The 12,367-nt window shown below is 40.9% G+C and carries 12 protein-coding genes; 9 read left to right on the forward strand and 3 right to left on the reverse strand.

From position 1 onward, the window contains the following. The first annotated feature begins 270 nt into the window (after window positions 1-270). The 8 genes from B7703_RS08505 to B7703_RS08540 all read left to right on the forward strand — a co-directional run bounded on the left by B7703_RS08505 (window position 271) and on the right by B7703_RS08540 (window position 8,710). Window positions 271-1,731: an aminotransferase class I/II-fold pyridoxal phosphate-dependent enzyme gene (locus B7703_RS08505; RefSeq protein WP_084924424.1), complete on the forward strand. Its 1,461-nt coding sequence runs from the start codon at window positions 271-273 to the stop codon at window positions 1,729-1,731. Continuing rightward, on the forward strand, window positions 1,732-2,592 hold the full coding sequence (gene speE, locus B7703_RS08510) for a polyamine aminopropyltransferase (RefSeq protein WP_084924426.1): 861 nt from the start codon (window positions 1,732-1,734) through the stop codon (window positions 2,590-2,592). Then, the gene (locus B7703_RS08515; RefSeq protein ID WP_084924427.1) at window positions 2,589-3,848 is read left to right on the forward strand and encodes a saccharopine dehydrogenase family protein; all 1,260 of its coding nucleotides are present in this window, start codon (window positions 2,589-2,591) and stop codon (window positions 3,846-3,848) included. The genes speE and B7703_RS08515 overlap by 4 nt, the downstream gene beginning before the upstream one ends. Continuing rightward, window positions 3,848-4,975 (forward strand): carboxynorspermidine decarboxylase, encoded by a 1,128-nt coding sequence (nspC, locus tag B7703_RS08520; RefSeq protein WP_084924429.1) that lies wholly within the window; start codon window positions 3,848-3,850, stop codon window positions 4,973-4,975. The genes B7703_RS08515 and nspC overlap by 1 nt, the downstream gene beginning before the upstream one ends. Continuing rightward, entirely contained in the window at window positions 4,972-6,057 is a 1,086-nt protein-coding gene (aguA, locus tag B7703_RS08525) for an agmatine deiminase (protein ID WP_084924430.1), read from the forward strand. Before nspC ends, aguA begins: the two co-directional genes overlap by 4 nt. Window positions 6,058-6,066: 9 nt before the next feature. Beyond that, window positions 6,067-6,942 (forward strand): N-carbamoylputrescine amidase, encoded by an 876-nt coding sequence (aguB, locus tag B7703_RS08530; protein ID WP_084924432.1) that lies wholly within the window; start codon window positions 6,067-6,069, stop codon window positions 6,940-6,942. Between the two features lie 191 nt (window positions 6,943-7,133). Next, a complete protein-coding gene (locus B7703_RS08535; RefSeq protein WP_084924433.1) occupies window positions 7,134-7,835 on the forward strand; it encodes a response regulator transcription factor in 702 nt (233 codons plus the stop codon). Then, window positions 7,832-8,710 carry a sensor histidine kinase gene (locus B7703_RS08540; RefSeq protein ID WP_084924435.1) on the forward strand — a complete coding sequence of 293 codons (879 nt, stop codon included), beginning with the start codon at window positions 7,832-7,834 and terminating at the stop codon, window positions 8,708-8,710. Before B7703_RS08535 ends, B7703_RS08540 begins: the two co-directional genes overlap by 4 nt. 39 nt (window positions 8,711-8,749) lie before the next feature. Here B7703_RS08540 and B7703_RS08545 read toward each other — a convergent pair whose 3' ends face one another. From B7703_RS08545 to B7703_RS08555, 3 genes are all read right to left on the reverse strand, one after another. Further along, complete coding sequence (locus tag B7703_RS08545; protein ID WP_049487177.1) at window positions 8,750-9,502, reverse strand: ABC transporter permease; 753 nt, start codon at window positions 9,500-9,502, stop codon at window positions 8,750-8,752. Window positions 9,503-9,512: 10 nt separating this feature from the next. After that, on the reverse strand, window positions 9,513-10,421 hold the full coding sequence (locus tag B7703_RS08550) for an ABC transporter ATP-binding protein (protein WP_084924436.1): 909 nt from the start codon (window positions 10,419-10,421) through the stop codon (window positions 9,513-9,515). Between the two features lie 141 nt (window positions 10,422-10,562). Next, window positions 10,563-11,372: a Cof-type HAD-IIB family hydrolase gene (locus tag B7703_RS08555; RefSeq protein ID WP_084924438.1), complete on the reverse strand. Its 810-nt coding sequence runs from the start codon at window positions 11,370-11,372 to the stop codon at window positions 10,563-10,565. A 207-nt stretch (window positions 11,373-11,579) separates the two neighbouring features. Here B7703_RS08555 and B7703_RS08560 point away from each other — a divergent pair, with 207 nt between their 5' ends. Continuing rightward, on the forward strand, window positions 11,580-12,251 hold the full coding sequence (locus B7703_RS08560) for a CPBP family intramembrane glutamic endopeptidase (protein WP_084924439.1): 672 nt from the start codon (window positions 11,580-11,582) through the stop codon (window positions 12,249-12,251). Window positions 12,252-12,367: the final 116 nt, after the last annotated feature.

A 12,367-nucleotide genomic window follows, 5' to 3' on the forward strand; every position in this document is an offset into this window, starting at 1 on the left:
TACTTTTATAAGTTGATGTTAGGACGCTTGTCCTAATTCATAAATTTTAGTGTGGTGAAAGCACACGTCATCTTGTGAAACGATCAATAAAGTACGTAATATTTGCTACTAGAGAGTTAGGAAACATCGGGAACAGACATACTCAACAGAAACCAAAATAAACACGTCAGAAGATTGCAGAGCAGGTGAAAACCTGCTCTTTTTTCATAAGTCAACCTTTGGTCGCCCTCATTATTTTGAGGAACTAAAAATACGGTAAAGGAGTATGTCTTGAAGAAGTTAGATCAAAATCAGGCCCCTATTTATGAAGGTCTGATAAAGCTAAGAAAGAAACGGATTGTTCCCTTTGATGTACCAGGTCACAAACGCGGACGGGGAAATCCAGAACTTGTTGAATTGTTGGGAGAAAAATGTGTTGGCATTGATGTCAATTCTATGAAACCCTTGGATAATCTTGGTCATCCCATTTCGATTATTCGGGATGCAGAGGAGTTGGCAGCGGATGCTTTTGGAGCGGCGCATGCCTTTCTCATGATTGGCGGTACAACCTCATCAGTTCAAACCATGATTCTTTCGACTTGTAAGGCAGGAGATAAGATTATTCTGCCACGTAATGTCCACAAATCTGCTATCAATGCGCTGGTTCTATGTGGCGCCATTCCTATCTATATCGAGATGAGTGTAGATCCTAAAATCGGCATCGCTTTAGGACTTGAAAATGACCGTGTTGCCCAAGCAATCAAGGAACATCCGGATGCCAAGGCTATCCTCATTAACAATCCAACTTACTATGGGATTTGTTCAGACCTCAAGGGTTTGACGGAAATGGCTCACGAAGCTGGCATGCTTGTTTTAGTGGATGAAGCCCATGGAGCGCATTTGCATTTTACAGATAAATTGCCATTATCTGCTATGGACGCTGGAGCGGATATGGCGGCGGTTTCTATGCATAAGTCTGGTGGGAGTTTGACCCAGAGCTCCATCCTTCTTATCGGGGAGCAGATGAATCCTGAGTACGTTCGTCAGATTATCAACCTGACCCAGTCTACATCTGCCTCTTACTTGTTGATGGCTAGTTTGGATATTTCGCGTCGCAACTTGGCTCTTCGTGGTAAAGAGTCGTTTGAGAATGTCATTGAGTTATCAGAGTATGCTCGTCGTGAAATCAATGCCATCGGTGGCTACTATGCCTATTCAAAAGAGTTAATAGACGGAGTGTCGGTCTGTGATTTTGATGTAACCAAGCTGTCAGTTTACACTCAGGGTATTGGCTTAACAGGTATCGAGGTTTATGACCTCCTACGCGATGAATACGACATTCAGATTGAGTTTGGTGATATTGGCAATATCTTGGCTTATATTTCAATCGGTGACCGTATTCAAGACATCGAGCGCTTGGTTGGTGCTCTTGCTGATATCAAGAGACTCTATTCACGAGATGGGAAGGACTTGATAGCTGGAGAATATATTCAGCCAGAGTTGGTCCTTTCTCCTCAGGAAGCCTTCTATTCAGAGAGAAGAAGTTTGTCTTTAGACGAATCTGTTGGACAAGTCTGTGGAGAATTTGTTATGTGTTACCCTCCAGGAATCCCTATCTTGGCTCCTGGAGAACGCATTACACGAGAAATGGTCGATTATATCCAATTTGCCAAGGAACGTGGTTGCTCCCTCCAAGGGACGGAAGATCCTGAGGTCAATCACATCAACGTCATTAAGAGAAAGGAGAACTAGATGGATTTATGGTTTTCTGAAGTTCATACTCCAGATGTCAAATTGTCCCTGAGAACAGCCAAGCAACTCTACGCTGGTAAAAGTGAATGGCAGGATATCGAAGTCTTGGATACGCCAGCTTTTGGGAAAATACTGATTTTAAATGGGCATGTCTTGTTTTCAGATGCGGATGATTTTGTCTACAATGAAATGACCGTCCACGTTCCCATGGCTGTGCATCCCAATCCAAAGAAAGTCTTGGTTATTGGGGGTGGCGACGGCGGTGTTGCCCAAGTATTAACTCTCTATCCTGAGCTTGAACAAATCGATATTGTGGAACCAGATGAGATGTTGGTTGAAGTCTGTCGTGAGTATTTTCCAGATTTTGCTGCGGGGCTAGATGATCCTCGTGTTACCATTTACTACCAAAATGGGATACGCTTTTTGCGAAACTGCGAAGATGATTACGATATTATCATCAACGATGCGACAGATCCCTTTGGACATACGGAAGGGCTCTTTACCAAGGAATTTTACGGAAACAGTTATCGAGCTCTAAAGGAAGATGGTATCATGATCTACCAGCATGGGAGTCCTTTCTTTGACGAAGATGAGTCAGCTTGTCGAAGCATGCACCGCAAAGTCAATCAAGCCTTTCCAATCAGTCGGGTTTATCAGGCCCATATCCCAACCAGTCCAGCGGGCTATTGGTTGTTTGGATTTGCTTCGAAAAAATACCACCCTGTCAAAGATTTTGACAAGGAAGGCTGGAAAAAACGCCAGCTTTTCACAGAATACTACACTGCAAACTTACACGTGGGAGCCTTTATGTTGCCCAAGTATGTTGAGGACATTTTAGAAGAAGAGGAAGGAAAAAAATGAGTCGTTTACTAGTTATTGGATGTGGGGGCGTTGCCCAAGTTGCTATTTCAAAGATTTGTCAGGATAGCGAAACCTTTACAGAGATTATGATTGCTAGCCGTACTAAGTCAAAATGTGATGACTTGAAGGCTAAACTGGAAGGCAAAACAAGTACAAAGATTGAGACAGCTGCTCTTGATGCTGACAAGGTAGAAGAAGTGATTGCCCTGATTGAAAGCTACAAGCCAGAAGCAGTTTTGAACGTAGCTCTACCATACCAAGACTTGACCATTATGGATGCTTGTTTGGCAACAGGTGTTCACTATATCGATACAGCCAACTATGAGGCTGAGGATACAGAAGACCCTGAGTGGCGTGCTATCTACGAAAAACGCTGTAAGGAACTTGGATTTACAGCCTACTTTGACTACTCATGGCAATGGGCTTATCAGGAAAAATTCAAAAAAGCAGGCTTGACCGCCCTGCTTGGTTCTGGATTTGACCCAGGTGTGACTAGTGTCTTTTCAGCCTATGCTCTCAAACACTATTTTGATGAAATCCACTATATCGATATTTTAGACTGTAATGGTGGTGACCACGGTTATCCATTTGCAACAAACTTTAACCCAGAAATCAATCTACGCGAGGTTTCTGCGCCAGGTTCTTACTGGGAAGATGGAAAATGGGTCGAAGTTGAAGCCATGTCTATCAAGCGCGAGTACGATTTCCCTCAAGTTGGACAAAAAGACATGTATCTCCTTCACCATGAAGAAATTGAATCATTGGCCAAGAACATTCCAGGTGTCAAACGCATTCGTTTCTTTATGACTTTTGGTCAATCTTACTTGACGCACATGAAATGTCTTGAAAATGTTGGACTCCTTCGTACGGATACCATTAACTTTAATGGCCAAGAAATTGTTCCAATCCAATTTTTGAAAGCCTTGCTTCCAGATCCTGCTAGCCTTGGCCCACGTACTGTAGGTAAAACCAATATTGGATGTATCTTTACAGGTGTCAAAGATGGCGTTGAAAAGACCATCTACATCTACAATGTTTGCGACCATCAGGAATGTTACGCAGAAGTTGGTTCACAAGCAATTTCTTACACGACTGGCGTTCCAGCCATGATTGGGACAAAATTGGTTATGAACGGTACTTGGAAACAAGCTGGAGTTTACAACCTTGAAGAATTGGATCCAGATCCATTCATGGAAGCTTTGAATGAGTACGGATTGCCATGGGTTGTGGTAGAAAACCCACAAATGGTGGACTAATGAAGCTAGAACAAGTACCAACACCAGCTTACATCATTGACTTAGCCAAGTTAGAAGCCAACTGCCGTATCCTACAATATGTTCAAGAAGAAGCTGGTTGCAAGGTTTTGCTAGCTCAAAAGGCCTATTCCCTCTACAAAACCTATCCCTTGATTAGCCAGTATCTATCAGGTACAACAGCCAGTGGACTATATGAAGCTAAGTTAGCTAGGGAAGAATTTCCAGGAGAAGTCCATGTATTTGCGCCTGCTTTCAAAGATGCAGACTTGGAAGAATTGCTTGAGATAACAGACCATATCGTCTTTAACTCCGAGAGACAATTGCGTAAACATGGGCCTCATTGTCGGGAGACTGGTGTCAGTGTTGGTTTGCGCCTCAACCCTCAATGTTCAACTCAAGGAGATCACGCTCTCTATGACCCTTGTGCACCAGGTTCTCGCTTTGGAGTTACTCTAGACAAGATTCCTAGTGATTTGCTGGATTTGGTGGATGGTCTTCATTTTCACACCCTTTGCGAGCAAGGTTCAGATGATTTACAAACAACTTTGAAAGCAGTAGAAGCGCAGTTTGGTCCCTACTTACATAAGGTCAAATGGCTCAATATGGGGGGCGGACACCACATCACAAGAGAAGGTTACGATGTGGATTTGCTGATTTCAGAAATCAAACGTATCCGAGAAACTTACAATCTTGAAATCTATATCGAGCCTGGTGAAGCTATTGCGCTCAATGCGGGTTATCTAGCAACTGAAGTATTGGATATTGTCGAAAACGGTATGGAAATCTTGGTTTTAGACGCCTCTGCGACCTGTCATATGCCTGATGTACTTGAGATGCCCTATCGTCCACCTTTGAGAAATGGCTTTGAGGCACAGGAAAAAGCCCATACCTACAGACTTTCTTCTAATACCTGTCTGACGGGTGATGTGATTGGAGATTATAGCTTTGAAAATCCAGTCCAAATCGGAGACAGACTTTATTTTGAAGATATGGCTATTTATTCCTTTGTCAAAAACAATACCTTTAATGGTATTGGCTTGCCCAGTCTCTATCTCATGGACGAACAGGGAGACTGCAGCTTGGTCAAAGCCTTCGGCTATCAAGACTTTAAAGGGAGATTATCATGATGGACAGTCCCAAAAAATTAGGCTATCGTATGCCAGCAGAGTATGAACCACACCATGGTACCCTCATGATATGGCCGACTCGACCAGGTTCATGGCCTTTTCAAGGAAAGGCTGCCAAAAGAGCATTTACTCAGATTATCAAAACCATAGCAGAAGGGGAAAGAATTTATCTTTTAGTGGAGCAGGACTATCTATCTGAAGCCCAAAACTACCTTGGAGATAGCGTTATTTATCTAGACATTCCCACCAATGACGCCTGGGCCCGTGATACAGGTCCGACTATTCTTGTCAATGATAAAGGCCAGAAATTAGCCGTGGATTGGTCTTTCAATGCTTGGGGTGGTGCTGTTGATGGTCTCTACCAAGACTATGAAGATGATGACCAAGTAGCCAGTCGTTTTGCTGAAACCTTGGAAATGCCTGTTTACGATGCCAAACCTTTTGTACTGGAAGGCGGAGCGATACATAGCGATGGCCAAGGAACCATTCTCGTGACTGAAAGTTGCTTGCTTAGTTCTGGTCGCAATCCTCATCTTAGTAAGGAAGAAATCGAAAATACCTTATTAGAGTGCCTTGGCGCTGAAAAAGTTATCTGGCTTCCTTATGGTATTTATCAAGATGAAACCAATGAACACGTTGATAATGTTGCAGCCTTCGTTGGTCCTGCTGAGCTTGTTTTGGCTTGGACAGATGATCAAAACGATCCCCAGTATGCCATGTCAAAAGCAGATCTCGAACTCTTAGAGCAAGAAACAGATGCAAAAGGTCGTCACTTCACCATTCATAAATTGCCTATCCCTGCAGTTCGACAAGTTGTGACAGAAGAAGATCTTCCTGGTTATTCCTACGAAGAAGGTGAAGAAGAACGCTACGCTGGCGAACGACTAGCAGCTTCCTACGTAAACTTTTATATCGCCAATAAGGCTATCTTGGTTCCCCAGTTTCAAGATAAAAACGATCAAGTGGCCTTAGATATCCTCAGTAAGTGTTTCCCAGACCGTAAAGTTGTCGGAATACCAGCCAGAGATATTCTCTTAGGTGGTGGCAATATCCACTGTATCACCCAACAAATCCCAGAATAGGAGAAAAAGATGAGAAATGTAAGAGTTGCAGCGATCCAGATGCAATGTGCCAAGGATGTGACAACAAATATCCAAACCGCAGAGCGTTTAGTACGTCAGGCTGCAGAACAAGGCGCACAAATCATCCTCTTGCCAGAGCTGTTTGAACGTCCCTATTTCTGTCAGGAACGCCAGTATGACTACTACCAGTATGGCCAGTCAGTGACAGAAAATACAGCCATTCAGCATTTTAAAGTGCTTGCTAAGGAATTACAGGTTGTTTTACCGATCAGTTTCTATGAAAAAGATGGCAATGTCTTGTATAACTCAATCGCCGTCATTGATGCTGATGGAGAAGTGCTGGGCGTCTATCGGAAGACCCACATACCAGATGACCATTATTATCAAGAAAAGTTTTATTTTACGCCTGGCAACACTGGCTTCAAGGTCTGGGATACTCGCTACGCTAAGATTGGGATTGGTATCTGTTGGGATCAATGGTTCCCTGAAACAGCCCGTTGTCTTGCATTGAATGGGGCAGAATTGCTCTTTTATCCAACAGCTATCGGTTCAGAGCCAATTTTGGATACGGATAGTTGTGGTCATTGGCAACGTACCATGCAAGGACACGCAGCAGCAAATATTGTTCCAGTCATCGCAGCCAATCGTTATGGCTTGGAAGAAGTCGCTCCAAGTGAGGAAAATGGCGGACAGAGTTCCAGTCTTGACTTCTACGGTTCCTCCTTTATGACGGATGAAACAGGAGCTATTCTAGAACGAGCTGAAAGACAAGAAGAAGCTGTTCTGTTAGCTACTTATGACCTAGATAAGGGAGCAAGCGAACGCTTAAACTGGGGCTTGTTTCGAGATAGAAGACCCGAAATGTATCAACGAATTACGGACTAGTAGGAGAGAAATGAGAGATTCATTCTGCTAGATTAACTTCTTATTTTCAACTATAAGGATACTATGTTGTCTAGCAAGTGGATTTTATATTTTAACCCTCTAAAGCTTTCTCGCGCTTTGATGCGAGGAGCTTTTCTGTTTAAGCTTTATCAATAAAACATGCTATAATAGTTGCAGAAAGGTTGGTGTTTATGGCTAGGATATTGGTTATTGAAGACAATAGTGACATTCAAGAGATTTTGCGAACACTTCTTACTGAGGAGCATGAGGTGATTCAAGCCTTTTCAGGAACTGAAGGAATCATGCGTTTTGACCAAGGTGAGATTGACCTCGTTTTGCTAGATATCATGCTTCCTGGGAAAAATGGGGATCAGGTTTTAAAAGCTATCAGGGAACAAAGTCAAATTCCAGTCATTATGCTAACGGCTTTGAGTGATAAGAAGTTAATCAGTCAATACCTCTTAGACGGTGCCAATGATTACATAGTGAAACCTTTTGATTTGGATGAAGTCTTTGCTAGAGTCACTGTTCAATTACGCCAAAGTGCAGAAAAACAGCTTATGGAAATAGGAAAAACTGAAAATCTGCCACAAAACTTGAAAAATATTCAGTTTGATACAGAAAGTTTTGAAATCAAAAATAGCCAGGAAACGATTCGCCTTGCCAAAAAAGAATGCTTGATCCTCCAAACTCTCCTTAAACATCCTAAGAAAATTTTTACCAAGGAAGAACTTTATGAATTGGTCTGGGAGGATAGCTACCTACCTGGAGATAATACCCTCAATACGCATTTGAGTAATCTTCGTAAAAAATTAAACCAGCTTGACCCAAATCAAGAATATATTGAAACCATCTGGGGCGTTGGGGTAAGATTAAAAGGAGACAAGCAATGACCTACATGATAATTTTTGTCCTACTAGTACTCCTAATTATTTTATCGATTGCATTGATTCGCTACCATCTAGCACTTAAAAACTTGAGTCAACAGATTGAAGACAAGATTCTCACAGGTAGTATGAAAAGAGTCGGAGTCAGCATTTTTTCCAAACATTTTTTACAGCTCTACCAGCAGATTGAAAATCTATTTCAAGAAGTGGAACAATCTCGGTTGGTGATGAAAAGGGAAAAGCAGACTCTGGATATGGCCATCAGCAATATCGCTCATGATATTCGGACACCTTTGACTATCGCGTCAGGCTACACCCAACAATTGATAAAAACTCCTGAAAACAAAGCAGAAACCTTACAAAAAATCGCCCAGCATCTTGATTTAGTCTCCAAACGTTTAGAGGCTCTCCTAGAATACCGTCGTTTGATGGAAGGAGCTGTCAAACCAAAACTTGAAGAAGTGGATTTTTCAGCTTTTATTACCAAGAAGACTCTGGCTTATTATGATGTTTTTCAGGCGGCAAATATCACGCTTGATTTTAAGGTTGAAACTGGTCTGAAAATGAGGACTGATGAAGACTTGCTGGATCGAATTTTACAAAATTTGCTTGGGAATGTCCTCAAACATGGCAAGGAAGAAGCGCGACTATCTTTGAGAAAGGAAAAGGAACAGCTTGTCTTAGAGATTGCAAACCTTGTTAAACAGCCCATCAAAAAAATAGAAAATCTCAGCAACCGTTTTTATTCTGAAAATCTATCAGACACTGAAGAATCCTCTGGTTTAGGCCTTTATATCACTGAAGAATTATGTCATCTTCTCGGTGCAGAGATGAAACTAAGCACAGATGGACAATGGTTGTCGGTTTTTATTTACTTTTAACGAAAGAAACCTCCTCTGTAGGCTAGAGGAGGTCGTTTTTTATAGACTTTTCTTTTTAAAAACTGCCAATCCACTTAGATTAAAGATTACAATAACAGCTAAGGTAACTATAAGTGTATAGAAAATGGATTCACTATTAGCAGTCATAGCATAGAAAAACTGCAATGATAAATATGGCAAAATTTTGATATTTGGAAAAATGAGCATTGGCATAGAAAGTAAGATAGAGCTTACAAAATAACCAATAAATACTGCAAGATAAGAATGACTCACATAGAGAATAAAGGAAACAATGGAAAGCCAAGCAAGGAGGCAAAATAATTGAAGGAAAATGGTTATCAGTAGATTTCCAATAAAGCCATCGGGTATCGTACCAAGGCCGTTTAGAATAGTTGCTGGAATAAAGGCAATCACAAGACAGATGATCACTTGCAAAAGTGCAATACAAGTCAATACAAAGGCTTTGGCAAGGAAAAACTCGGTACGAGAAACACCCACTGTTAAATTATTTTTATAGAGTTTGCCGATTAAATCAACTCCAAGAACGAGGCAGGCTAGGATGATGCAGAGAAAAACGAGGTTTGAGCCTTGACTAGATGCGTTGATTAGGGCTTGTACACCATTCCAACCTTGGGTTGGAATTTCTGGTTCTTCTGTCTGGATTGCCATCAGATGACCCGTAGCTCCTATACTTGCTCCCATTAGCATGAGAGCAAAGAGAATGAACTCTGTAATCCAAAAACCTTTGGAACGGAAAAGACGGTAAAAGTCTGCTTGAATGGTATGTATCATGATTTTCCTCCTATTCGACCAATTGAGTGAAGTATTCTTCTAGGTTTTGACGGGCGTAGTAAATCTCGTCAATGTCAACATCTGCCAAGGTTAATTCCTTGAGAATCTGTTTGACATCTTGTTCCTGACCAAAGATGTGAATTTCGTTTTCAGGATTAACAACCTTGAACTGGAGCTGGATTTGTTCTTTCAATACTTGACAAGCTTTCTCTTGATCAGCTGTCTTAAGGACAATATAATCCTCACTTAGTGTTTCAAATTCAGCTTTACTGATTTCACGGATAATCTTACCTTGATCTAAAATACCAAAACGATTTGCTACGAGATAGAGTTCTGACAAGATATGGCTAGAGATGAGAATGGTTATTCCTTTTTCTTGATTGAGCCGTTGAATCATTAGTCGAAATTCTTTGATACCGATTGGGTCGAGACCGTTGATAGGTTCATCTAAGATTAGGAAGTCTGGTTTGGATAGGAGGGCAATGGCGATGCCAAGTCTTTGCTTCATTCCTAGCGAAAAATCACGAAAAACTTTTTTACCTGTATCTGGCAAACCGACATAGTCCAGTGTTTCTCGAATGACTTGATCATCATTTGGAATATGTCTAATCATACAATAATACTTCAGATTTTGATAGGCTGTTAAGTGATTATGAGCTACAGGTGATTCGATTACTGAACCTACTCGAGATAGAGCCTTGGTCCACTCATTTTCCGTTTGGCTAGAGAAGAGGGAAACAGTCCCTTTATTCGCAAATAGTAGTTGCGTAATGATTTTTATCAAGGTGGTTTTCCCAGCTCCGTTTTTCCCAATAAGTCCATAAATATCTCCCTCTCTTATCGTTAGATGAAGATCCTGAAGAATAGCTTGTTTGTCAAATTTTTTGGACAATCCATGAATGTCGAGTACTGTTTTCATGATTCTCTCCTTTTAATTGATTTTGATAACTTTAGTATAAAGCATAGAAATCAAAGAAAGCTCAAGGATTTCTAAAGAGTTTCTAAAGTTTTAAGAATTCTTAAATATCAAAACCCAGTTGACACGAACTGGGCTTCTTAATTATAAAATATATTTCTCAATCGCACGCGCAACGCCGTCTTCTTCGTTGCTGGCTGTAACGTCATCAGCTAGGGATTTGACATAATCGCTGGCATTTCCCATTGCAACACCAAGTCCTGCAAACTGGAGCATTTCGATATCGTTATTAGCATCGCCCATGGCCATGATTTCTGAGGAATCAATCTTCAAAATCTCTGCTAGTCGAGAAAGAGCGGTAGCCTTTGTTGTTCCAAGTGGCATGGCTTCATAAATGACAGGCTGTGAACGAACTCCACTAAATCGTTGGCAGAGCTCCCCAGCAAAACGATTCTCAAAATCGTCTGTTTGTTCTTTTGTTCCCAAAAACATACCTTGGAACATGCGGTACTTGCCACTAGTCGCTTCCTCGAGGGAAATTTCAGTCAGGTCTGAAAAGACTAGGTCGGCATCATTTTGGATGACTTGATTGGGCTTGCCACCGAGGACAAAATAATGTTCCTCATCAAAAAGGGTCAACTGGACATCGCTTTTTTCTGCTAGGTCATAGAGGTATTCGATATCAGCTGGACTAAGTTCTTGCCAGTCAACTAGTCCCCAGTCACTTGTCTGGTGAGTTGAACAACCGTTGTTAACAATCACATACTCATTCTGGAGATCAAGCCCCAGTTTTTGATAGTAGGGGAGAACACCGAAAAGGGGGCGACCCGTACAAAGTACCAGTTTGACACCTTTTTCAATAGCTTGGTGAATAGCAGTAATGTGAGCTTGTGGAATTTCCTTGGCTTCATTGAGGAGGGTTCCGTCCATATCCAAGGCTAGTAGTTTAATCATAGGTCTTCCTTCTTTATCTTTTGGTATTATTATAGCATATTTTGGAGAAGAAATTGACAGGAAGCTTGGGGCTAATTGATTTTACAGTTTAAGATGTTTTGATAATAATTCATGACTTGAAGAGGATATTTCGCCAATATATGCTATACTAAACTTGTTATACAGTTAATATTCAATAATCTAGTCAAGGAAAACAGATAATTTAAGATGAAAAAACGGATTATTCAGATTTTACTAGCATTGTCCTTAATTTTTTACAAATCAACTTGGTTTTGGAGGCTTTTCAATTATCTCGCAAAGCCCTATCTTCCAGCAAGTCGTGAATTTTTTCAGATTCTTCTTTTGATGGAGAGTGGAGTTCTTTTATTAGCGGTCATCTACCTACTAGTTTTTGCAGGAAAGAAAACTTTTCATTTCAAGTGGCAGTTGAGGTACTTTATCTACCTTTTACTGGGCTACATTATTTTGTATATGTCGGACTTCCTCTTGTCTTATTTCATACCCTCGTCTTCGAATCAAATTTCTTTGAATGAAACGATAGAAATGATGGGGCGACAGGAATTACCCTATTTCTTGCTCATAGTTTGCTTCATCGGCCCTATTTCTGAGGAATTGATTTATCGCGGTGTGCTTATGACAACCTTTTTCAAAAACTCACCTTGGTACGGAGATGTCTTGCTTTCTGCTATTATTTTCGGTTATATTCATATCAATTTTGCTTTAACTCCTCTTGCTTTTTTCATTTATGCTAGTGGAGGGCTTATTTTTGCTCTATTGTATCGCATGACAAAAAGTCTCTACTATCCAATACTAGTTCATATTTTCATCAATATCACTGCCTTCTGGGATGTATGGTTACTCCTATTTTCAGGAAGTTAGCTTACTAAAACAATGTCGGAACTTTCCGGCATTTTCTTTTCAACAGGTGAGCAAGAACTGATTATTTTCAGACTTGGGTGACTAATCATGGTATAATAAAAGGTAATGAAAAATTC

Source organism: Streptococcus mitis (assembly GCF_002096735.1).
Classification (GTDB): Bacteria; Bacillota; Bacilli; order Lactobacillales; family Streptococcaceae; genus Streptococcus; species Streptococcus mitis_CZ.